Here is a 23,082-nt window from a genome sequence, read left to right on the forward strand (position 1 = left end):
CCGTGCTCTTCGTGCCTTTGTGGTGAAAAATAGTGCCCTCCGTGCCCTTAAAAAGCTTAAAATACGGGAGTAATTCAACACAGCAATTTTTTTTAAAAATTAACTAGCTTAGTAATCGTTACTAATTAACAAAACTTGACTTATTCAACACAGCAAAAATTATAGAAAAAAGAATTGTGGCCAGGCTTACGAAGCCCTGGCCTTCTCGGGCTTCTCGCCCTTCTTGCGCTGGTCCTCCTCGATCCACTCGAGCTTGCCCAGCGCGACCTGCCGCATCGTGAGGCCGATCTTGCTCTCGCGGGGGTCGTGCTCGTTGAGGCTGACCGCCACGACGCGGGCCCGCACGCTGTCGCCCTCGCCTAAAGAGCGATTGGAATCTTTGCTAACCAGGCGGGCGTTCTTCTCGTCGTAAGACATAAACTCGTCCGCTACCTGGCTCACGTGCACGAGGCAGTCCATGGGGCCGACGCTCACGAATGCGCCGAAGGCCACGATCTCGACCACTTCGCCCTCCACGATCTCCTGGAGCTCCGGGCGGTAGGAGATGGCATCGAACGTCACCTCATAATAAACGGCGCCGTCGCCCACGAGGATATGGCCCTCGCCGATGTCGACGATGTCAAGCACGGCCACGATCGAGCCGAGCGTCTTATCGATGCGGCCCTCCAGCTTATCCCTGATGGTCTCGGTGATGACCTGCTCCAGGTCTTCTTCCAGCCTCTGCGGCGGTATCCTGATGATATCAACAAGCCTGACTTTCCTGTACATGATCTCTTCCTTCCTGAACGCACCTGTAAGATTACATTCAATTATATTAATGAATCGGTTTCACGCGTAGTCCGTCTCGAGCTTATGCTTCGAGCGCATGAACACCGTTTTGACGCCCTCGCCCCGGAGGCGCTTTCTTAATTCGGCGTCATTGGTGAACACGTCCGCGCCGAGCTCTTTTGCGAGCCGGACGATGGCGTCGTCGGCGTTGCCCGGCGACTCCACGGCTTTACAGCGCTTCGCCAGCGCGGCGGCGACTGCCAGCGCGGCCCGGTCCTTGCCCCGGACCTTCTTCTCCAGCGTTTTTAGCTCGTCGAGCACGCAGGAGGGGACGATGCATTCGTCGTAGCCCAGCCGCCCGAGCTCATCGAGCACGTCGACCCCGAACTGCGCCTGTACCATGAAGCCGTTGGTGTCGACGATCACTTTCAACTCGTCAGGACCCCTACGCCGATGAGCCGCCAGCGGGCGCCAATGCGCCGGCTAATGGCGATCCTGGAGCCCACTTCGGCGCACACCGGCCGCTTGAGGGCCACTTCGGCCGCGTCCTTTCTCGCCGACGTCACGACGCCGATGGTCGTGGACGTGCCGATGCTGAGCATGAGCGGCTCGCTCGTGGATATCGCCTTAACCATGGCCGCCTCGTCCGCCACGCCGACGATCCGCTCGAGAAGCTTCGTCTTCATGACGAACTTTTGCCACACCGGCGGCAGCGAGCCCGGCTTACCGGCCACCTGGCCGGCCAAGGCGTCGCTCTTGGTCATGGAGGGGTCGAGCTTCGTGCCGACGGCCAGCAGGCCGCCCGGCGTCGCCTCCTCCACCGAATCGCCGCCGTAGACGAGCTTGACCACCGAAGTAGAAATAGGCTCCCACCTCGTGCGGCCCTCGTGCTCGACCTTTCGGCCGGGGCGGATCTCGATATCGTCCTTGACCTTGAACGTGCCCTGGGAGATCGTGCCGCCCAGCACGCCGCCGTTCAGCTTCGCCGGCACGGCGCCGGGACGGTTGACGTCGAAGGACCGGGCAACCTGCATGATGCCCGGCTTATTCAGGTCGTGCTTCGGCGTCGGGATGGTCTCCTCGATGGTCTTTATGAGCACGTCGATGTTGATGTTCTGCTGCGCGGAGAGGGGCACGATCGGGGCGTTCTCGGCCACCGTGCCCTTCACGAACTGCTTTATCTGGTTATAGTGCTTTATGGCCTCGTCCCTGCTCACGATGTCGATCTTGTTCTGGGCGATGACGACGTTCTTTATGCCGATGATGTCCAGCGCCATCAAATGCTCCTTCGTCTGGGGCTGGGGGCAGGGCTCGTTGGCCGCGATGACCAGCACGGCGCCGTCCATGATGGCCGCGCCCGAAAGCATCGTGGCCATGAGCGTCTCGTGGCCCGGCGAGTCGACGAATGACACGGTCCTCAATACTTCCAGGTCCTTCGCCCCGCAGGCAGAGCATTCGGGCTTCGAGGTGTAGCACTCGGGCTCGTTACAATTTTTACACTTATAAAAGGTACAGTCGGCATATCCAAGCCTTATGGATATACCTCTCTTTAGCTCCTCGCTATGGGTATCGGTCCATACACCGGAAAGGGCGCTGACCAGCGTCGTCTTTCCGTGGTCGACGTGGCCCACCATACCGATGTTGACAACGGGTTGTGGCAAACTTTGGATCCTCCGGATAAAATGATAATTAAGACGTCTCTTATCTATTTCACTCGACTTAGTATCACTTCTTATATATGTATATTTGTATGGGCTTACGGCGAATCGTCCCCGGCCATTTGGATGCCGGGCAGGTCCCGGCCCGGGGAAAGATTAATCCCTGGGCGAGAAAAAAAGACTAGCATTTTCATGCCGGTATATTTATGTTCCGGATGGTCTTAACTGAAAGCTTTTAATGGTTTATCATGCTAGATTAATCTATTATGTCGCCCGTTATCATAGCAGGCTCCAGCCATCCCGGCATGGCGCTGAGCATCGCGCAGGCACTCGGCGCGAAGGTACTGTTCCCGGTCGTGGAAAAATTCCCGGATGGGGAAACGCATGTGGTCGCTCCTTCCATAAATGGCACGGTCGTCTACGTGCAGACCATGCATCCGTACCCGAACGAGATGCTCATGGAGATGGAATTTACAGCCGATCTGCTAAAAGAGCTTGGCGCCGAGAGGATCGTGGCCGTGGTGCCCTATCTGGCCTACACGCGCCAGGATACCCGCCACATGGATGGCGAGGGCATCGCAGTCAAGACGATGCTCCGGATGCTGGAGAAGGCAGGGGTGAACGATATCGTCAGCGTTGACCTCCACTTGCACCGCCTTGGGCTACAGGAGCTTTCGGGCATGACGTCCATAAGGATCCACGAGGTGAGCGCCGTGGACGCGCTGGCGAAGGAGTCCGGGCGATATTTGAAGAAGCCGGTGGTCGTGGGCCCGGACGCGGAGTCGGAGCGCTGGGCGAAGCGGGCCGCCGAGCTGCTGGACAGCCATTATGACGTGCTGGAAAAGAACCGCATCTCGCCCACCGAGATCGAGATCCGGCCGAAGACGCTGGACGTTAAAGGCCAGGACGTCTTGATCATAGACGACATCGTGAGCACCGGCGACACGATCAAGAAGGTCGTCGAGTCCCTCCGGGCTAAGGGTGCCAATAAGATCGCCGCGGCCTTCACGCACGGCGTGCTCAGCGGCGAGGACGCGGCCGCCGGGCTCTACAGGGCCGGGGCGACGTACCTCATATCCACGAATACCATCAATAACGAGTTCAGCCGCGTGGACGTCGGCCCCGTCATCGCGCAGAAGCTGAAGGAAATCCTATGAAGACCGTGATCTTCACCCATGGCGACAGCGACGGCATCTGCAGCGGTGCCCTGGCGCTGGCGGCCAACGGTGATTCTCCCGTTATTTTTACGAACCCCGTGTCCGTCCTTTCGGACATCGACGAGGGCCTGGGCTACGACCGCATCATCGTATGCGACATCGCCATCAACCGGCCGAGAAGCGAGCAGATGAAGGCCAAGTTCGAGGCCATCGTGAAGGAGAGCGAGCTCATCTACATAGACCACCACCCCCTTCCACCTGGCTTCACCGAGAAGTGGCTCTTCCATAGCGATAATGCCAGTGCCTCCGAGCTAACGTTCAACTATTTCCAGAATGAGCTGAGCGCCGACATGAGTCGCGTGGCCATGTACGGCGCCATCGGCGACTACGAGGATATGTCGCCGGGGGCCCAGGAACTGATAAATAACTGGGATAAGCGGAGCCTGTACTACCAGGCCGGGACCCTGACCCAGGGCATCGAGGTCGGGCGCCGGGACTACGATTTCAAGCGCGGCGTCGTCCGACAGCTTGCCCGGAATATCATCCCCTCGGAGATCGGCGTGCTCGCGAAGAACGCGCTCATCGCGGCCCGCCACGAGGACGAGATGCGCCAGCGCATCCAGCGGGAAGTGAAGCGCCTCAGGAACGTCGCCTACGTGATGGACATGAACGGCTGTATGGGCAAGGCGGCCATCTTCGCCCGCGTCTACGGCCGGGCCGAGGTCGGCCTCGCGGCCGAGTATCGTGACCACCGCTATGCCTACGACATCAGCGCCCGGGGCACCGGCAACGTCGACCTGAATGTGCTCATAGGCGAAACGGCATCGAAGAACGGTGGTACCGGCGGAGGCCACCCCCGGGCAGCCGGGGGCCGGGTGCCCGAGTCAAACATGAAGCAGTTCTTGCTGGATTTAGACGAGGCCATCGGCAAGGCACTCGGGAAATAACCACAGAGGCCACAGTGGGTTATATGTTCACCACAGTGGTCCATAACAACCTCGGAACTACGGTCTGTGAGTCTCCGTGCGCTCCGAGCCCCTGTGGTTAAGGACACTCAAAGGCGGCATAACGGAAAAGCGAGAACACTTAAAAGATAAAAATTTATGACTTGCGCTCTACGGCATACACGATCTTCTCGGCGATGGGCCGGATTGCGGAAACGATGAGCGACTTGCCGTCCGCGGGCAGCTCGTCCGAGCCGGCGTTCAGCGGATCCAGGGGGATTTCGCCGATGAGGGGCAGGCCGTACTTCTTCGCCAGCTTTTCGACCTTGCTCTCTCCGAAGAGGCGGATCTTTTTGTTGCAGTCCGGGCACTGCATGTAGGACATGTTCTCTACCAGGCCGAGGATCGGCACCTTCAGTTCCTGTGCCATGGTGATGATCTTGGAGACGTCGAGCATGGAGAGGTTCGAGGACGTGCTCACGATGACAAGGCCGTCCAGGGGCATCATCTGCATGACGCTGAGGGGCTCGTCGCCCGTGCCCGGGGGCAGGTCCACGAGAAGGTAGTCGAGGGCGCCCCAGTTGACGTCGGCCACGAACTGATTGACCAGCGTCGTGCGCATCGGGCCGCGCCAGATCATGGCCGTGTCGCTGGAGGTCAGGACCATCTCCGACGAGACGACCTTGATGCCGTTCCTCGACAGCACGGGCTCAATGCCGAGCTCAGAGCCCATGAGCTTCTTGCCCTCGAGGCCTAGGAGATGGGGGATATTGGGGCCGCTGATATCCGCATCTAAAACGCCTACCTTGAAGCCCATCATGGATAAGTTTAATGCCAGGCCCGCGGCGACGGTGCTCTTGCCCACCCCGCCCTTGCCGCTCACGATGGCGATGCGGCGCTTTACGCCCTCGAGGCGCTTCATGATGCGCTCATCCCAGGCAGGCCGCTCGCCATGCTTCAGCCTGGACGGGCAGGAGTCGCACTTGCTTGAGCCCTTGCCGTCCTTACAGGTGCTGCAGGCCTCCTCGTTAACGTTCGTGGATGACATGTCGGTTCAACTCTTCATTATCGCGATACGTCTCTAACATAAACTGTCTATACTAAATATCTTTTTACGTCGCTAGCTATATTGAATTTGCCGTTTAAGCCTCAGAGTGTCCTTCGTCTCTTATTAAGCTTAAAATACAGGAGCGATAAAACACAATAACATCGTCTAAAATAAAAATTTTTAAGGGTGAAATGCCGCTCAGACGAACTTGACGGAGAGGGGCTTCGTTTTATTCTTAATTGCCAGGTTGATGAGCAGCGGCGTGAGCGACTCGACGAGCTCCGCCTCCTCCAGGCCGCCGCCGTCGAGCGGGCGCACGTCGCCCAGGTCCGAGACCAGGCCCATGACCACCCTTTTGGCATCCTCGTCGTCCGCGCACACGATGACGTCGAAGCCCAGGGGATCGCCGAGGTCCGCAAGCCGGGGCGCCGGGAGCGTCTGGAAGGCCACCACCGTCCGGATCTCCGGCGGCATGACGGAGCAGATGTGCTTCGCCGCGCTGCCCTGCTCGGGCGGCGTATAGGCGCACAGCTTCTGCTTCGACATGGGCACGATGGGCGTGACGACGATCTTCCCGTCCAGCACATCGCTCACCGCCTGCAGCGTCGGGATGGCGAACTGGTACTTGACGGCCAGGATGACCAGGTCAGCGCTCTTAGTCGCGTCCAGGTTCGTCGTGCCGCGGATGTCGTCCTTCATGCCTTTTTCCTTTAAAAGCTTATTATAGTTATTCGCCGCCTCCTGCGCCTTCTCGGCTTCCCTGGAGCCTATGATGATCTGGTGCTTTTGCGCCAGCCTTAAGGCCAGCCCTTCTCCGATATCCCCCGTGCCGCCCAGTATCGCTATCTTCATGATATCACCGAAACGAATACTTTATTTCACTCATATATTACGCCGGTGACGATAAAACGTTCGCGGCCTGCTGGAAGTTATAGCTTTATATAATATGCAAAATATAAATTAAAGAAAGTGCGCGGCATAGAAAATATTTTAATGTAGTAGCATACTTATGCTCTCAAGCGGAGGCTGCATGGTAGAGATCAAGGAACCGACGAAAGATGATAGAATTGCCTTTCACATGAGAGGCATTAAGATGTCCTTCATACCTGCAGTCCTGGGGGTATTGGCCGGCTTCATATCCAGCCCCTACGTGCTGAGCGTGCCGCACCAGAGCTTCTCTTTCCTGATCCTCGCGCTGGCCATTTACGCTCAAAAGTACATATTCCCGCTATGGGGCATCGAGTCCGGTAAGTTCGACCTCAAAGCCTGGTTCTACGTCGGGTTCATGACCTTCTCGTTCTGGTACATTAGCTGGGCGATCATCATGAACGGCATGCCCTACGTCAGCGGCGCGCCCGCCCCGCAGTTCGGGCCGTTTTTTTAAATAGCTAGCGATCATTATGAGAATAGCCATCATCGAGAAGGACCGCTGCCATCCTAAAAAATGCAGCACCGAGTGCATCAAGTACTGTCCTAAAGTGCGCACCGGGGACGAGACCGTCAAGCTCGGTGAGGATGGGAAGGCGGTCATATCCGAGGAGCTGTGCGTCGGCTGCGGCATCTGCGTCAAGAAGTGCCCCACGCAGGCCATCATGATCATCGGCCTTCCGGACCGGCTGGCGGACCAGCTTACGCACCGGTATGGCGTCAACGGCTTTGCCCTCTACGGCCTGCCCATCCCGTCCCATGGCCGCGTGAGCGGCATACTGGGCGTCAACGGCATCGGCAAGAGCACGGCGGTGAAGATCCTGTCGGGCCAGATGATGCCCAACCTGGGCAAGGCCGACGCGACCTGGGAGGACGTCTATAAGTTTTTCGCCGGCTCCGAGCTTCAGGACTATATGCGCCGCGTTTCCCGAAAGGAGATTAAGACGGCCCAGAAGCCCCAGTATATCGACCTCATCCCGAAAGCCTTTAAGGGAAAGGTCATCGACCTGCTGAAAAAGACGGACGAGCGGAAGATATTCGACGAAGTGGTCGGAGAGCTTGATCTGGAGGTGATACTCGACAGGGACATCACCGAGCTGTCGGGCGGCGAATTACAGAGGGTCGCCATCGCCGCGTGCGCCATGCGGGAGGCGGACTTCTACTTCTTCGACGAGGTGACGCCCTACCTGGACATATTCCAGAGGATTAAAATGGCCCGGATGATCAAGCGGATGGGCGAAGAGAAGAACATCATGGTCGTCGAGCACGACCTGGCGATACTTGATCTTTTAGCGGACGTCGTCCACGTCGCCTACGGTGAGCCGGGCGGCTATGGTGTCATTACTCACCCCAAGGGCGTGCGCGTGGGTATTAACGAGTACCTGAGAGGCTACCTGCCTGAGGAGAACATCCGTATCCGGCCGACCCCCATCGAGTTCGAGGTCAAGGCGCCCCGGCCCCAGAAAGAGGTGGAGAACCTGACGGAGTTCCCGTCGTTCGCTAAGACCCTGGGCACGTTCAGGCTGGACGTGAAGGGCGGCGAGCTTCGCAAGCGTGAAGTGGTCGGCGTCGTCGGCCCCAACGGCATCGGCAAGAGCACCTTCGCCAGGCTGCTGGCGGGCGAGCTCGAGCCGGACTCGGGCAAGCTCGACTTCAAGGTCAGGATATCCTATAAGCCCCAGTACGTCAAGGCGGACATGGAAATGTCCGTGGGCGCGCTCCTGGGCTCGATCAACAAGAAGTTCGACACGAGCTACTACAACAGCGAGATTCTGGTGCCCATGCAGATCCAGCGCCTCATGGACTGCAATGTGAATGAGCTGTCCGGAGGCGAGCTTCAGCGCGTGGCGATCGCCGCGTGCCTGGGCAAGGACGCCGAGATGTTCATCCTCGACGAGCCGTCTGCGCATTTAGACGTCGAACAGCGGACCATGGCTACGAAAGTCATCAAGCGGTTCGCCGAGAACAACGACGTCACCATGCTCGTCATCGACCACGACATCTACATGATCGACCTGCTATCCGACAGGCTGCTCGTGTTCGACGGCGAGCCTGGCGTGCGGGGCGAGGTGCACGGGCCCTTCGAGATGCGGGAGGGCATGAACCGCTTCCTGTCGAACCTGGACATAACCTTTAGAAGGGACGAGGAAACCCGCCGGCCCCGCGTCAACAAGCCCGAGTCGAACCTGGACCGGGAGCAGAAGAAGATCGGCGAGTACTATTACATGCCCCAGGTCGAGTAGATATTTAAAAACTCCTTTTTTTAGTTTTAATGTGGACTAATGGCCATAATCGTGAGTATAGTACCTCAGTGACCTTTGTAACTTATAATTATATTAGCGCCATCACCAGCGGCGCCAGGTTAGCTATCAGGCCACTGATGACCAGCGCCAGGGCTATCGTCAGAGTTGTAATTAGTAACGTATCCTTTAGCCCCACCACGCGGTCCAGCATGGTGATGGTGGCGATGCAGGGCATATAGATAGTTGTGAAAACGCCGAACACGTACATCTGCAGGGGCGTGAGGGCCATGTTCAGGTGCTCCACGGACGTGCCGGCCAGCACGGCCAGCGTCTCAAGCGCCATCTCCTTCCTCAGGATGCCGAATATAAGGGCGGTCGCCGTGTATGCCGGAAGCCCAAGTATGCCCGTGGTCACGGGGGCCAGGAGAGCGTTCACGAGGTCCAGGACGCCTGCGTACTGGAGCACTCCGAGAGCGGCGCTGCCCGCTACCAGCAGGGGAAACGCCACGTACACGAACTCCTTCATCTGCACCCACGTCTTATCGATCACGTCCCTGGCCCGCGGGACCCGGAGGGGCACCATCTCCATGACGAAGCCTGTCTCCTCGCCCTTGACGATCCTGCCCATGACGAAGCCCATGATGACCGTGAGGATCAGCGTGAGCAGGTATATCGAAAGCGCCGCGGGGATGGAGACGAACTTGGCCACGAGGCCCATGATGATGACGCTGCGCGCCGAGCAGGGCACCAGGCAGACCATGGCCGAAGTGATGACGCGCTCCCGTCTGGTCTGCAGCGTCTTCGTGGACATGATGGCCGGCACGCTGCAGCCAAAGCCCAGGATTAGGGGTATCATGGCCCGGCCATGGAGCTTGAAGCGGTGCATGATCTCGTCCAGTAAAAATGCCGCACGGGTCAGGTACCCCGAGTTTTCAAGCACTGCCATGAGCAGGTAAAACGTCATGATATAGGGCACGACTATGCTCAGGCCTGCCTGGATGCCGATGAGCGTGTACTTGACCACGATCTGGGCGAGCGGATGGGCCGTGAAGGCGTCCGTCGCGGGATTCAGGATGTATATGGCAAACTCCCGGGCGATGATGTCCTCCAGGAACCCGCCGACCAGGAACACGATGAGCAGCATCCCAAGGAGGACCAGCGCCAGGATGATGAAGCCGGACACAGGGTTCATGAGGATGTCGTCGATGCGCTCCCGGAGCGATGCCTCCGGGGAAGGCTTCCGCTGCCGGACAACGGCTTTAGCGATGAGGCCCGCCTCGGCGTAGCGGTTCCCGGCGAGGATTTCGCCAAGAGGCTCGTTATGGCTCTGCTCGACCTGTTTCCGCATCATCCCGGCGGCCGTGCGGACGCCTTCCGGGTACTTCGAGGACTCGGGCGCGTTCGACAATAGGCGTATTGCCTCATAGCGGGTCAGGCCAAGCTGCAGGCCCATGAGCTGGCGGATGAAGGCCTCGACGTGGCGGTCGTACCTGGTCAGCCGCGGCTTCAGCATCCTCGGGTGGAACAGCGCGTGCGTCAGCTCTTCAAGCCCCGAGCCGCGGTGGATATACGTAGGAATGACGGGCACGCCGAGTAAGCGGGACAGTTCTTCCGCGTCGATATCCATGCCCAGCGCGTGTGCCTCCTCCACCATGTTGAGCGCCACGACGACGGGCAGGCCCAGCTCCAGGACTTCCAGCGTCAGGTACAGGTTGCGCTCCAGGCGGGTCGAGTCGATGACGTTCAGGATGACGTCCGGCTTCTCCTCGTGCAGAAAATCGAGCACGGTGCGCTCCTCGGAGCTGTCCGTGTCAAGCGAGTACACGCCCGGCAGGTCAGAAAGGTCGATATCCACGCCGTCGTGGGCGATGCGGCCGTGGGCCACCTCGACGGTGGTCCCGGGATAGTTTGAGATGATGACCCCGATGCCGGTGAGCCGGGAAAACAAAGAGCTCTTTCCCACGGTGGGGTTCCCGATGAGCGCGACCTTGACTGGCTTCATGCGGTGGCCTTTTTCACGTATATCTTCTCGGCGATGTCGCCGCCGATGGCGATCTCAGAGCCCTTGATGCGGACGAGCAGGCTGTTTGACGGGAGCCGCTTTTTAATGCTTAGCAGGACGTCGGGCAGGAACCCCAGCGAGATCAGATAGTCGCGGGTTTGATGGTCGACGCGGACGATCTTGATGGTGCCGCTCTCGCCCTCTTTGAGCTCGGTGAGCGGTATAGACTCCTCGCTCTTATCGCAGCACTCGCCCGGCGTAATGGAATGGTCGTCGGGGCAGAACTTCGGGTGGCCCAGGAATGCGCAGATCTTCGAGACCGTCGAGTCCGAGATGGAGTGTTCCATCTCGCAGGCTTCCTCGTGGGCCTTGTTTAATTCCACGCCCAGGGTGTCCACCAGGAACGTCTCCAGGAGCTGGTGCTTGCGCTCCATCTGAACAGCTTCAGAGCGGCCCTTTTCCGTCAGCCTGGCGCCCACGTAGGGCTGGTACTCCACGTAGCCCCGCTCGTGCAGCTTGGCGAGCATCTCGCTCACGCTGGGCGGCTTGATGCCCATGGAGTCCGCAATGTCCTTGGTCTTGGCTATCCGGCCGCCCTTTGTCAGGTACAGTATCGTCTCGAGGTACTCTTCCGTGATGTTCTTTCTCATCCTGACCACCTTTAGGTATACCTAAACATATTAGGAACGCCTAAACTTAAATATTTTTCCGCTAAAGATTTATGCCTTGAAGCGTGAAAGATTGCCCTGAGGCTATCATGGATTTCTCGGTCATCGTCCCGGCATTCAACGAGGAAAAGCGCATCCGCGCCTGCCTCGAGTCCATCGTATCGCAGCGGACGGGCCGCTCCTTCGAGCTCATCGTCGCCGACTCCGGCAGCACGGACGGGACCGTCGCCATCGCGAGGGAGTACACGGACAAGGTGGTCGTCTGTTCCGGGAGGGGGACTGCACGGGCCCGGAATGAGGGCGCCAGGCTCGCATCCGGCGATATTCTCGTTTTCATAGACTCGGACACGGTCGCCCTTCCGGGATACCTGGACACGGTCTATGAGGCTTTCCGGGACCATCGGCTGCTCGGGGCCTCCTGCGCCTTCAGGTTCACCCGCCGGAGCCCGAAGCTCATGGGCGCGGAATACGTGACAAACGTGTATTACGTGCTCCGCAGCGCCTTCTGCGCGGCCACGCTGCCCGGGTTCAACCTGTGCATGCGCCGCGATACTTTCGAGCTGCTGGGCGGGTTCCGGCTCTGCCACCTCGAGGACCTGGACATGAGCATAAAGCTGCGTAAGATGGGGCGGACGAGATATATCCCGAGGCGGATGGTCGTCACGTCGTCACGGCGGCTGGAGCAGGACGGCATCCTGTGCACGCTCAGGTACTACGGGGACCTGTTCGAGGCCTCCCAGGGCCGGAGGCTAGGCTATGAGCCCGTCAAGGTCGGCGAGAGCAAGTATGACGACTATATCCACCGCGAGTAGGCTGAGAGCATTTCATTATAAAATCGTGGATTTCTCCACAGATGTCAAAAAGCTCGATTTTTTGACACGGAAGTACTAAAATCTAAATTATAGAAAAAAACGTGCCGTAGGGAGACTAAGGGTTAAATATGATTACTTCCAAATTCAATATTTAATATCCCAGGGAGATGGTCCTATGGTAACGGCGAGCAAGAAGCCCAAGGCGAAGCCTGAGAAAGCGGCGGCGAAGCCGAAGGCGCCTGCTAAAAAAGCCACGGCTCCGAAGCCCAAGGCGAAGCCTAAGACTACTGTTGTAAAGGCAAAAACAGTAAAGAAAACGAGCGCTCCGGCCAGGGCCGTTGCAGCGCAGAAAGTAGGCGAGATGGTGTACAACGACGAGCTTTTCGAGTCGCTCTCCGAGGCGATCCTGCTCGGCGAGGCTGCCACCGCGGCACTGCTTCCCGACATAAAGAAAAAGCTGTTCGATTACGATATTTACATGGTATCATTCCTCAGCGACGAGGACATAAGGGACATCGCGAACGAAGTATCGAAGGCCGATGCCGCGGCCATCGTGCCGCAGCTTGAGGCTATCCGGGACAACGCCCGGGTCTTCGTTGATATCGCGAGCGGCTATAACTCCGTCCGGGCATATATCGACCGGGCCCTGAAGTCCGACGGCAGGGAAAAGCTCAAGCTGTCCTTCGTCGAGGGCGAGTATTGCCTGAAGGGCGCGGGCCCCGAGACCTGCGAAAGCTTCCTGATGCTGTTTTGATCCGGCCGCCGCCGGCGCGCGGCAGCCATCACATATTTGTATTAAAATAGACTCTGTTAGATTGTCATGGTCACTACTTCCAGCCTATTTTGTCCCCGCTGCGGCAGGGAGACGACGCAGGAGGGGCTCTGCGAGGCATGCTTCGCCGAGAAGTACGTAGTCTTCGACATCCCCCGGGTTATCGAGGTGGTCATCTGCGCCAAGTGCCCGTCCTATAAGGTCGGCGAGCTCTGGGTATCGACGAAGCTGAAGACGTACGAGGAGCTTGTTAAAAAGGCGACTAATAAAAACATCCGGCTATTGCTTAACGTCAATAAGGACGTAAAGGACCAGGCCGTCACCATCTCCTCCGATTTCGTCAACCCGAACATCCTAAAGGCCCACGTCACCGTGGAGGGGGCCATCGAGGGCAGGCACGTGAAGACCGAGGCGGACGTCGAGGCCCGCATCCGCAAGGAGACGTGCGACGTGTGCTCGAGGATAGCGGGCGGCTACTACGAGGCCATCATACAGATCCGGGCCAGCGGCCGGCTGCCGACGAAGAAAGAGATAGCGCGGTGCATGAAGATCGCGGACGATAACATGGTCAGGGCCGAAAAGGCCGGCGACCGGCTGGCGTTCGTGTCCGACATCATGGAGCTTCCCGAGGGCGCCGACATTTACATGGGCTCGACCGCTTCGGCAAGGCAGATCTCGCGGTCCATCGTGAACGAGATGGGCGGGACCATAATCGAGTCGCCAAAGCTCGTGGGCGAAAAGGAGGGCAAAGGGCTCTACCGGGTAACGTTCGCCGTGCGCCTGCCCGGCATTGTCCCGGGCGACATCGTGCGCATGCACAACGGCCTGGTGCTCGTCGAGAAGGTGGGGCGGCGCATCGCCGGCACCGACCTGGCCAGCGGCTTCTCCACCTCCATCGAGGCCGAAGAGGAGCCCGAGAAGGTGGCGAGCGCGGGCGAGGGCACGTCCACGGTGCTCGTGTCCGAGGACGGGAACTCGGTCCAGATACTGGACCCCGTCTCATACGTCCCCCTCACCATCAAGCGCCCCACTTTTCTCAATAAGAAGCCGGGCGACGACGTGCGGGTCATAAAAACGAAGGACGGCGTGTTCTTGCTGCCCGGAGGCGGCCGTGGGGAAGAATAACTCGAAGATGTTCAACGAGCGCCGGGGCACTCCCGTTCCGACGGACCCCCTGGCATCTCTTTTGAAGGATCTTTTAACGGCGGAGGAGCTGGCGGCGCTTCCCCGGGGATGGCAGGTCATCGGGGAGGTATTGCTGGTGCATGTCCCTCCCGTGCTTCAGCCCAAAAAGGCGTTGATCGCCGACGGCCTTTTGAAGCTGTATCCTCGGTGTAAGACCGTTATGGAGACCCACCGTATTGCGGGCGAGTACCGCCAGCCGGTGTTCGAGAAGCTGGCCGGCGACGGCACCGAGACGCTGCACAAGGAGAACTACGTGGTCTATAAGCTCGACGTGGCGAAGGTCATGTTCTCGCAGGGGAACTTCTACGAGCGGCAGCGGATGGGCACCGTGGGCAAGGGCGAAAAAGTGGTGGACATGTTCGCCGGAATAGGATACTTTACTCTGCCCATGGCCGTCCACGCCAGGCCCGAAAAGATACTGGCCATCGAGCTGAACCCGGAGTCGTACGGCTATCTATGCGAGAACGTCCGGCTCAACCACGTCGAGGATATCGTCGAGCCCGTACCGGGCGACTGCCGCGAGAAGACGCCGGCAGGGTGGGCGGACCGTGCCATCATGGGCTACGTGGGCACGACGCAGGAGTACCTGCCCTGGGGCATCCGGGCGCTGAGGCCGGGTGGCATTTTACATTACCACGAGACCACGCCGGATAAGCTCGTGTTCGGCCGGCCCATCGAGAACATAAAAAATGCGGCTAAAGTGCAAGGCCGGAGCGCCGAGATCCTGGAAACGATAAAAGTAAAGAAATACTCGCCGGGCGTGTGGCACGTCGTCGTGGACGCCCGCATCGACTAATTCTTAATGAGACTTTTTCCCGCGATACACACTGCGCCCAGCACAGCCAATGCCTCAAACCCGGGCGAAGGCTTCGGCGTGGGCGTGGCGCTCGGGGCTTCGGTGGGCGCGGCCGTAGGCGTGGGCGTGGCCTCCAGGCCATACAGCGGGTCGGCCCGTATCTTCGCGAGCGAAGTGGCGCCGCTCTCGACGACCCATATCGTGTTACCGTCCGCCTCGATGAACGTGGGATAGTACTTGCTGCCGCTCAGGCTTACGGGCACGAAAACGTCCTTCACCGTGTAATATTTAATGACACGGCCGTTGGCCGTATCCGTGAGCCAGACGTTATCGTCCGCGTCCACGGCCAGGCGCTTTCCGTACACCTGCTTCCCATCCAGCCGGGGCAGGTCGATCTCCTTAAAGCTATTCAGGCTCGTGTCGAACATGCCAAGCTTGTTAGTCGCGCTCTCCAGGAACCAGAGGCGGCCCTGGGAGTCGATGCCCAGGCACGTGGGCTTCGAGTCGGCCGCCGGTATGGGGAATATGTGGACCCGGTCGTCCATGCGGGAGTACCCTCCCACCTTGCCCGACGAGTATTCCACGAACCATATATTTCCCGTGCGGTCCATGGCCAGGTCCGCCAGCGAGGCGTCATAGCGGTCCACGTAGAAGTCCTTCAGCTCGTTGGTGTCCATGTCGATGCGGCCCAGCTCCATGTTGCAGGCCACCCACAGGTAGTTGTCCTGCGCGATGACGTCCATAGGGTTGAGCTTCAGCGGAAAGGTAAAGTTATAGAATTTATTTTTACTGACGTCGTAGCCGATGATCTGTTGCCCGCTCTCGTCTGCCATCCATATATACGCGCTGCCCTCGGCGCTCATGCCGGCGAACATGGTGTCCCCGCCCGTGGGTATCACGTAGCGGCTGAAGTTGCCGGTCATTGAGTCTAGCTTGAAGAGGTACGCGGGCGAGCTCTCGGCGAGCCACACATTGCCATGGCTGTCCACGCACATGGCATCGATGGTCGTGCCGTTCGGGTACTTGAACTCCTCGATCGAGGGGGCGCTCTGGGCTGCCACTACGGGCATGAGCATAATCAGGAATAGCGATAGTAGTGTCAGCGTGGCCAGTTTCTCTCTAAGCATTCAGTAGAAAATCGGGCTAATGGTACATAAACCTTATTTAAATGTCCTTCCAACCTATTCAGACCGCAAAGAGATACAAGCCCGTGAACGGTCTTCGCAGACTTAAGCAGTAACATTAAAACTTATTCAAAACGAAAAAAGGAAAAGTGACTTTTATTTACCCGAAGAACGTCTTCGCGGCGTCGTAGTACTGCTGGGGCACGGTCTTGAGGGCCTTGACGGCCTCCTCGATGGGCACTGCATCGATCCTCTCGCCCCGGAGGCTCGACATCATGGCGAACTGGCCGTCCTTGATCATCTCGGCGGCCTTATAGCCCAGGCGAGTTGCCAGGATGCGGTCGTAAGCCAGCGGCGAGCCGCCCCTCTGGGTGTGGCCTAGCACGACGTGCCTCGTCTCGATGCCCGTGCACTTCTCGATCTCCTTGGCCAGCGTCTCCGCCACGCCCCCGAGCCTCACGTGGCCGAAGGCATCGGTCGACTGCGAAGCGGCCTTCACGTCGAGGTCGCTGAACTCGGAGCCCTCGGCGACGGCGATGATGCCGTATTTGTCGCCCCTCGCGTAGCGCTCTTTGAGCATTTTACAGCAGTCGCCGACGCTGCCCTTAATTTCGGGGGTGAAGATCCAGTGGGCGCTGGCCGACGTGCCCGCGTCCACGGTCATCCAGCCGGCGTGCCGGCCCATGATCTCGCAGACCAGGACGCGGTCATGGCTTTTCGCGGTCGTGTGAAGCCGGTCCATGGAGTCCGAGGCGATCTGGACGGCGGTCTGGTAGCCGAACGTGTAATCGGTGGCGCCCAGGTCGTTGTCGATGGTCTTGGGGACGCCCACGCACTTCAGGCCCGCCTTCGTGAGCTTGTTGGCCACGCCCAGCGTGTCCTCGCCGCCAACAGCCACTAAACAGTCGATGTTTAATTTACGGGCGTTCTCCAGGACCTTCGCCTCGCCGCCGTCGACCTTGTACGGGTTCGTCCTTGAGGTCTTCAGGATGGTGCCGCCCAGCGGCAGGATGTCCTTCACGTCCGCCTTTGTAAGTGTAATTGCGTCCGCGTTGAGCATGCCCTTCCAGCCGTACCGGACGCCCATGACCTGCCAGCCGTACTCGCTCGCCTTGAACACGACGGCGCGGATCACCGCGTTCAGGCCCGGGCAGTCGCCGCCGCCCGTTAAAATGCCAATTTTCTTAATGTCCGACATGCCTACGCCCTCCCCGAGCTTCCGAATAATTGCATCTTGCCCTTCGCCACGGCCTTCATGGCGTCCTCCGCGGGGCCGAATATCTTGCGCGGATCGAACTCCTCCGGCTTCTCGGCGAGCACCTGGCGTATGGCCGCGGTCATGGCCAGCCGGATGTCCGTGTCGATGTTGATCTTGGCCACGCCCAGGCTGATGGCCGTCTTGATGGCATCGTTGGGGACCCCGGCCGCGCCCGGCAGCTTTGCACCGTACTTCGCGGCCTTGTCCAGCACGTACTTCGGGACGCCCGAGGCGCCATGCAAAACGATCGGCATGTTCACGAGCTTCTCGATATTCTCCAGCCTCGGGAAGTCCAGGTTCGCCTCGCCCTTGAACTTGTAGGCGCCGTGTGACGTGCCTATGGCCACGGCCAGGGCGTCCACGCCCGTCCTGTCCACGAAGAGCTTCGCCTCCCCGGGGTTCGTGAAGATCGCGTCCTTCTCCTCCACGGAGACATGCCCCTCCACGCCCGCTAATTTACCCAGCTCGGCCTCCACCGACACGCCCGCCGCGTGGGCGATGCGCACGATGTCGGCGGTCTGCTTCACGTTCTCCTCGAACGGCAGCTTCGAGCCGTCGAACATGACGGACGACCACCCGTAGCGGATGCACTGGATGCAGTCGTCGAAGCTAGTGCCGTGGTCCAGGTGCAGCACGGTGGGAACGCCCGAATTATCGGCCGTCACCCGCGCGATCTCGTAAATGTACTCGATGCCGGCGTACTTAATGGCGCTCGGAGATACGGCTAAAATCACGGGCGATCTTTCCTCTTTCGCGGCCCCGCCAATGGCTTTCGCGATCTCCATGTCGTTGATGTTGAACGCCCCGACGGCGTACTTACCGGCCCTGGCCCTGTCCAGGACCTCCTTGAGAGTGGCAAATATCATACGGTTATTCTCCATTGCTATGCATATTAGTCTATGAAATGCCGGATATTTATCGTTTTTTAGACAGGGCCCTGCTTTTCCCGTCTCGACGGCATTAATCTCATTATACCGGCCGGGTAAAAAAACGCGTCCTATATGCGCGGCGGAAAAAACCAAACCGGCTGATTGGTGGCCGGATTTTGCCTCGTGCCGCGCATCGCAAAATATATAACCAAAATGCGGATATGTAGCACAGGTATCGAGAATCATGAAGGCAGTATTAGGGTTGGAAGACGGCACCTGCGTGCCCGGGGAAGGGTTCGGCCGCGAAGGCACGACCCTCGGCGAACTGGTTTTTGCGACTCCGTACACCGGCTACGAGGAAGCGCTCACCGACCCTTCGTATAAGGGCCAGATTCTTCTTTTCACTTATCCTTTAATCGGTAACTATGGCGTCAACGACGCCAACTTCCAGTCGGACGGCATCAAGGCCGAGGCTCTGGTTGTCCGTGAGAAATGCGCCCATCCGTCTCACCCGCGCTTTAAGAGGTCCCTGGACGCCTTCCTTACTGACGAGAAAATATCGGGCATCGCCGAAGTGGACACGCGCATGCTCACCATAAAGACCCGGACCTACGGCACCATGCGTTCCGCGCTCATCGTCGGCAGCGACGACGGCGAGAGGGCCGTCGAGCTGGCGAAGAACTCCAGGCCGGACCCGCTGCTCGTCGAGAAGGTCACCTGCCGGCAGCCCTACGAGATCAAGGGCAGCGGCCCGAGGGTCGTCGTCATGGACTTCGGCGCCAAGAGGAACATCATCAACAGCCTGGCGCGCAGGAACGCGTACGTGATCGTTGTGCCGGCGAATACGTCTTACGAAGCCATCAAGGATTATAAGCCGGACGTAATATTACTGTCTAACGGCCCCGGCGACCCGCAGGACGCGAAGAACGGCATCTCAGTGGCCAGGCAAGCAGCGGGGCAGCTTCCCGTGTTCGGCATCTGTCTCGGGCACCAGATCATCGGGCTGGCCATGGGCGCCAGCACCTATAAGCTCAAATTCGGCCACCGTGGCGCCAACCAGCCGGTAATCGACCTCATCGACAAAAAGGTCTATATCACCAGCCAGAACCACGGCTATGCCGTCGACCCGAAGAGCGTCGAGGGGACCGGTTTGCAAATGACGCAGGTCAACGCCAACGACGGCACGGTCGAGGGGATGAAGAATGATAAGATGCGCATCATGAGCGTCCAGTACCACCCGGAGGCGAGCCCCGGGCCCCGGGATACGAACTGGTTCTTCGATACGTTACTGAAAAAGGCAGGTGAGTGGTAATGCCCAGGCGACAGGACGTCAAAAAAGTGCTGCTCATCGGCAGCGGCCCTATTTTAATCGGCCAGGCGGCCGAGTTCGACTTTTCGGGCAGCCAGGCATGCCGCTCTCTGAGAGAGGAAGGCATCGAGGTCGTTTTAGTGAATTCTAACCCGGCGACTATCATGACGGACCCCGAGTCGGCGGACGCCGTCTACATCGAGCCCATAACGCCCGACGTGGTCGCCCAGATCATCGAGCGGGAGCGCCCGGACGGCATTTTAGCGGGCCTCGGCGGCCAGACCGGCCTGAACATCACGTCGGAGCTTGCCGAGATGGGCGTGCTCGAGAAATATAACGTTAAAATACTGGGCACCCCGCTGAAGGCCATCTATGATACCGAAGACCGGGACCGGTTCAAGCACGCCATGGAGGCCATCGGCGAGAAGGTGCCGAGGTCCTACGCCTGCCACACCGTGGACGAGGCCGTCGCCGTCATCGATAAGCTAGGATTACCCCTCATTATCAGGTCGGCTTTCACGCTGGGCGGCACGGGCAGCGGCGTGGCCCACACCGTCCAGGACGTCCGGCACATCGCAGAGCTAGGCCTCAACAAGTCCCGCATCCACCAGATCCTCGTCGAGGAGAGCGTTCTCGGCTGGAAGGAGTTCGAGTACGAGGTCATGCGGGACGCCAGCGATACCTGCATCACCATCTGTAACATGGAGAACATCGACCCGATGGGAATCCATACCGGCGAGTCCATCGTCGTCACGCCGTCGCAGACGCTGTCCGACGCTGACCACCAGACGCTCCGCTCGGCGGCCATCAAGATCATCCGCGCTCTCGGGATCGAGGGCGGCTGTAACATCCAGTTCGCCTGGAACGACGGCGACTACAGGATCGTGGAAGTCAATCCAAGAGTTTCACGGTCATCGGCGCTGGCAAGCAAGGCGACCGGCTACCCCATCGCACGCATCGCCGCCAAGATCGCCATCGGCCTCCGGCTGGACGAGATCCAGAATAAGGTCACCATGGAGACCCCCGCCTCGTTCGAGCCGACCATCGACTACGTCGTCGTAAAAATACCCAGGTGGCCCTTCGACAAGTTCAAGAACGCCGATAAGCACATCACCACGTCCATGAAGTCCACGGGCGAGGTCATGGCGATCGGAAGGACTTACGAAGAGGCGTACCAGAAGGCGTTGAATTCGCTGGACATCAGCGAGTTCTGGGGCTACGGGAACTGGTCCCGGGCCGAGATGTCCGACCTGCTTAAAAATCCAACGCACGAGCGCATGTTCGTCATCTATAAGGCGCTTCAGACTGGCGCTTTCACGATCGACCAGATCGCCAAGCTTACTAACATCGACCCCTGGTTCATCCGCAAGATAAAGAACATCGTGGATATGGCCGACACGATCAAGGGGAATATCGACCCGGAAATATTAAGAAAAGCGAAGCGCATGGGCTTCACTGACGAGTGGATCGCCCAGCTAAGGAACACCTCGCCCGAAGCCATCAGCGACATGCGCCACAAGTACGGCATCATCCCCACCTTTAAGATGGTCGACACCTGCGCCGCCGAGTTCGCCGCGAAGACGCCATACTATTATTCTTCATACGAGCAGGAGTGCGAGCTGACCCCTACCGATAAAAAGAAGGTGCTCATCATCGGCGCCGGGCCCATCCGCATCGGCCAGGGAATCGAGTTCGACTACTGCACCGTTCATGCCGTGAATGCGCTCCGGGAGTCGGGCATCGAGGCCCACATCATCAACAATAACCCGGAGACCGTCTCGACGGACTTCGACGTGTCCGACAAGCTGTTCTTCGAGCCCATCACGCTCGAGCACGTGATGAACATCATAGAAAAGGAGCGCCCCTACGGAGTCATGGTCCAGTTCGGCGGCCAGACCTCCGTCAACATGGCCATACCCCTCCAGATGGAGCTCAACCGGCGCAAGGACCTCAACACCATCATCATCGGCACCAGCCCGGATAACATGAACATCGCCGAGGACCGGGACCTGTGGGGCCGCATGATGAAGGAGATGGGCATCCTCCAGCCGGAGCACGGCATCGCCTACTCGACGGACGAGGCGAAGGTCGAAGCGGCCCGCATCGGCTACCCGATCCTCGTGAGGCCGTCATACGTTCTCGGCGGCAGGGCCATGGAGATCGTCTACGACGAGGCCGACCTGGAGAGGTACATGACCGAGGCGGTCAAAGTATCCCGCAAGCACCCGGTGCTCATCGACGACTTCCTCGAGGACGCCACGGAGATCGACGTGGACGCCGTCAGCGACGGCACTGACGTATTGATCGGCGCCATCATGGAGCACATCGAGGAAGCCGGCATCCACTCTGGCGACTCGGCATGCGTCATTCCCCCGCAATCGCTCTCGAAGGAAGTTCAGGACCAGGTGCGCGACATCGTGAGGAAGATCGCGCTCTCGCTGCACGTCATCGGCTGCGTCAACATCCAGATGGCCTTCAAGGACGGCAAGGTCTACGTCCTCGAAGCGAACCCGCGCTCGTCCCGGACGATACCGTTCGTGAGCAAGGCGACGGGCCTGCCGCTCGCAAAGATAGCCGCTAAAGTAATAATCGGATATTCATTAAAGGACATGGGCTACACGGAGGAGCCGAAGCCGAAGTACGTATCCGTGAAGGAGGTCGTGCTGCCCTTCGATAAGCTGCCGGGCGCGGACCCGCTGCTGGGCCCCGAGATGCGCTCGACGGGCGAGGTCATGGGCATCGATACGGACTTCGGCGCGGCGTTCTTCAAGGCCGAGCAGTCGGCCTTCAACTCGCTTCCGCTCGAAGGCACGGTCTTCATATCCGTCCGGGATGAGGACAAGAAGGAGATGGCCCGGCTGGCAAAGATGCTCTCTTCCAGCGGTTTAAAATTGATAGGCACCACGGGCACCAAGAAGTACCTGGAAGCCCAGGGCATCCCGGTGACGCTCATCAGCAAGGTCCACGAGGGCAGCCCCAACGTCATCGATTTAATGAGAAGGGGCAAGGTCGACCTGATCATCAATACGCCGACCTCCAAGATGGCGAGGAAGGACGGCAGCCGCATTCGGCGGGCCGCCATCGACTTCGACGTCCCCTACCTGACCACCATCCAGGCCGTCCGGGCGTCCGCCGACGCCATCACCGCCATGGGGAAGCGGAAGATGAGCATACTCTCGCTGAACGAGTACCTGGGCCGCACCGCGTCCCCCGCGCCCGTCGCCGACGCATCAAAGGCGAGAGAGCCGGCCGCGTAATACAGCGCCATTCACTTCTTTTTCCGTTTTTTCCTTCTCTAAATCAGAAAGGATATGTATTACCTGCGATAATATATCCCCGGATTCGCTACTATCCAGGATTTTGGTCGACATGGACACGAGGACTTTAGAGATGATGAGAATACCGTTCGCAACCCTGCTCTTTCTGGGCTCGGTGTACGCCCTGTATGTCTATGCCGTGCCGATGGATCCTTCGAACGTCCTGGGCAACGTGCTGGGCCTCGTCTGCATCGGCGTGCTCGTCTATTCGATGGTGCTCTTCTC

21 protein-coding genes are annotated in these 23,082 nt (G+C 59.2%); 11 read left to right on the forward strand and 10 right to left on the reverse strand.

Translation table 11 applies throughout. The annotated features are described in order from the left end of the window. Positions 1 to 186 precede the first annotated feature (186 nt). The 3 genes from VMC84_RS03480 to VMC84_RS03490 are packed head-to-tail and all read right to left on the reverse strand — an operon-like array spanning position 187 to position 2,429. Positions 187 to 768, reverse strand: a complete 582-nt coding sequence (locus VMC84_RS03480) for a DNA-directed RNA polymerase (protein WP_325378183.1) — start codon at positions 766 to 768, stop codon at positions 187 to 189. Between the two features lie 60 nt (positions 769 to 828). Further along, a complete protein-coding gene (locus tag VMC84_RS03485) occupies positions 829 to 1,194 on the reverse strand; it encodes a DNA-binding protein (protein WP_325378217.1) in 366 nt (121 codons plus the stop codon). A 2-nt stretch (positions 1,195 to 1,196) separates the two neighbouring features. After that, a complete protein-coding gene (locus tag VMC84_RS03490) occupies positions 1,197 to 2,429 on the reverse strand; it encodes a translation initiation factor IF-2 subunit gamma (protein WP_325378185.1) in 1,233 nt (410 codons plus the stop codon). Positions 2,430 to 2,692: 263 nt separating this feature from the next. Here VMC84_RS03490 and VMC84_RS03495 point away from each other — a divergent pair, with 263 nt between their 5' ends. Next, positions 2,693 to 3,583, forward strand: coding sequence for a ribose-phosphate diphosphokinase (locus VMC84_RS03495; RefSeq protein ID WP_325378187.1), 891 nt, complete (start codon positions 2,693 to 2,695; stop codon positions 3,581 to 3,583). After that, positions 3,580 to 4,530 carry a DHHA1 domain-containing protein gene (locus VMC84_RS03500; protein WP_325378188.1) on the forward strand — a complete coding sequence of 317 codons (951 nt, stop codon included), beginning with the start codon at positions 3,580 to 3,582 and terminating at the stop codon, positions 4,528 to 4,530. Before VMC84_RS03495 ends, VMC84_RS03500 begins: the two co-directional genes overlap by 4 nt. A 154-nt stretch (positions 4,531 to 4,684) precedes the next feature. Here the strand turns inward: VMC84_RS03500 and VMC84_RS03505 are convergent, their stop codons facing one another. Then, on the reverse strand, positions 4,685 to 5,575 hold the full coding sequence (locus VMC84_RS03505; protein WP_325378190.1) for an Mrp/NBP35 family ATP-binding protein: 891 nt from the start codon (positions 5,573 to 5,575) through the stop codon (positions 4,685 to 4,687). Positions 5,576 to 5,773: 198 nt separating this feature from the next. Beyond that, positions 5,774 to 6,427: an NADPH-dependent F420 reductase gene (npdG, locus tag VMC84_RS03510; RefSeq protein WP_325378192.1), complete on the reverse strand. Its 654-nt coding sequence runs from the start codon at positions 6,425 to 6,427 to the stop codon at positions 5,774 to 5,776. A 157-nt stretch (positions 6,428 to 6,584) separates the two neighbouring features. Between npdG and VMC84_RS03515 the strand changes: the two genes are divergently transcribed. Together VMC84_RS03515 and VMC84_RS03520 are read left to right on the forward strand one after the other, a co-directional pair. Next, positions 6,585 to 6,959 carry a hypothetical protein gene (locus VMC84_RS03515; RefSeq protein WP_325378194.1) on the forward strand — a complete coding sequence of 125 codons (375 nt, stop codon included), beginning with the start codon at positions 6,585 to 6,587 and terminating at the stop codon, positions 6,957 to 6,959. A 16-nt stretch (positions 6,960 to 6,975) separates the two neighbouring features. Then, on the forward strand, positions 6,976 to 8,745 hold the full coding sequence (locus VMC84_RS03520) for a ribosome biogenesis/translation initiation ATPase RLI (protein WP_325378196.1): 1,770 nt from the start codon (positions 6,976 to 6,978) through the stop codon (positions 8,743 to 8,745). 88 nt (positions 8,746 to 8,833) lie between these two features. On the opposite strand, the gene feoB is transcribed toward VMC84_RS03520, so the two are convergent. Beyond that, the gene (gene feoB / locus VMC84_RS03525; RefSeq protein WP_325378197.1) at positions 8,834 to 10,747 is read right to left on the reverse strand and encodes a ferrous iron transport protein B; all 1,914 of its coding nucleotides are present in this window, start codon (positions 10,745 to 10,747) and stop codon (positions 8,834 to 8,836) included. Further along, on the reverse strand, positions 10,744 to 11,397 hold the full coding sequence (locus VMC84_RS03530) for a metal-dependent transcriptional regulator (protein WP_325378199.1): 654 nt from the start codon (positions 11,395 to 11,397) through the stop codon (positions 10,744 to 10,746). The genes feoB and VMC84_RS03530 overlap by 4 nt, the downstream gene beginning before the upstream one ends. An 83-nt stretch (positions 11,398 to 11,480) precedes the next feature. Between VMC84_RS03530 and VMC84_RS03535 the strand changes: the two genes are divergently transcribed. The 4 genes from VMC84_RS03535 to VMC84_RS03550 all read left to right on the forward strand — a co-directional run bounded on the left by VMC84_RS03535 (position 11,481) and on the right by VMC84_RS03550 (position 14,980). Next, on the forward strand, positions 11,481 to 12,227 hold the full coding sequence (locus VMC84_RS03535; protein WP_325378201.1) for a glycosyltransferase: 747 nt from the start codon (positions 11,481 to 11,483) through the stop codon (positions 12,225 to 12,227). A gap of 175 nt (positions 12,228 to 12,402) precedes the next feature. Then, a complete protein-coding gene (locus VMC84_RS03540; RefSeq protein WP_325378203.1) occupies positions 12,403 to 12,981 on the forward strand; it encodes a hypothetical protein in 579 nt (192 codons plus the stop codon). Between the two features lie 66 nt (positions 12,982 to 13,047). Beyond that, a complete protein-coding gene (locus tag VMC84_RS03545; RefSeq protein ID WP_325378204.1) occupies positions 13,048 to 14,124 on the forward strand; it encodes a 60S ribosomal export protein NMD3 in 1,077 nt (358 codons plus the stop codon). Further along, positions 14,111 to 14,980, forward strand: coding sequence for a class I SAM-dependent methyltransferase family protein (locus tag VMC84_RS03550; protein ID WP_325378206.1), 870 nt, complete (start codon positions 14,111 to 14,113; stop codon positions 14,978 to 14,980). The genes VMC84_RS03545 and VMC84_RS03550 overlap by 14 nt, the downstream gene beginning before the upstream one ends. Here VMC84_RS03550 and VMC84_RS03555 read toward each other — a convergent pair. The 3 genes from VMC84_RS03555 to fba form a co-directional block, all read right to left on the reverse strand. Next, positions 14,977 to 16,107, reverse strand: coding sequence for a virginiamycin B lyase family protein (locus VMC84_RS03555; RefSeq protein WP_325378208.1), 1,131 nt, complete (start codon positions 16,105 to 16,107; stop codon positions 14,977 to 14,979). The genes VMC84_RS03550 and VMC84_RS03555 overlap by 4 nt on opposite strands. Before the next feature lie 157 nt (positions 16,108 to 16,264). After that, positions 16,265 to 17,302, reverse strand: a complete 1,038-nt coding sequence (locus VMC84_RS03560; protein ID WP_325378209.1) for an ATP-dependent 6-phosphofructokinase — start codon at positions 17,300 to 17,302, stop codon at positions 16,265 to 16,267. A gap of 2 nt (positions 17,303 to 17,304) precedes the next feature. Further along, entirely contained in the window at positions 17,305 to 18,228 is a 924-nt protein-coding gene (fba, locus tag VMC84_RS03565) for a class II fructose-1,6-bisphosphate aldolase (RefSeq protein ID WP_325378211.1), read from the reverse strand. A gap of 247 nt (positions 18,229 to 18,475) precedes the next feature. On the opposite strand from fba, the gene carA reads away from it, so the two are divergent. From carA to VMC84_RS03580, 3 genes are all read left to right on the forward strand, one after another. After that, positions 18,476 to 19,543, forward strand: coding sequence for a glutamine-hydrolyzing carbamoyl-phosphate synthase small subunit (gene carA, locus VMC84_RS03570; RefSeq protein ID WP_325378213.1), 1,068 nt, complete (start codon positions 18,476 to 18,478; stop codon positions 19,541 to 19,543). Then, entirely contained in the window at positions 19,543 to 22,797 is a 3,255-nt protein-coding gene (gene carB / locus VMC84_RS03575) for a carbamoyl-phosphate synthase large subunit (protein WP_325378215.1), read from the forward strand. The genes carA and carB overlap by 1 nt, the downstream gene beginning before the upstream one ends. 103 nt (positions 22,798 to 22,900) lie before the next feature. After that, on the forward strand, positions 22,901 to 23,082 hold a 182-nt coding region (locus VMC84_RS03580), incomplete at its 3' end, for a hypothetical protein (RefSeq protein ID WP_325378218.1).

Origin of the sequence: Methanocella sp. (genome assembly GCF_035506375.1) — an archaeon.
Classification (GTDB): domain Archaea; phylum Halobacteriota; class Methanocellia; order Methanocellales; family Methanocellaceae; genus Methanocella.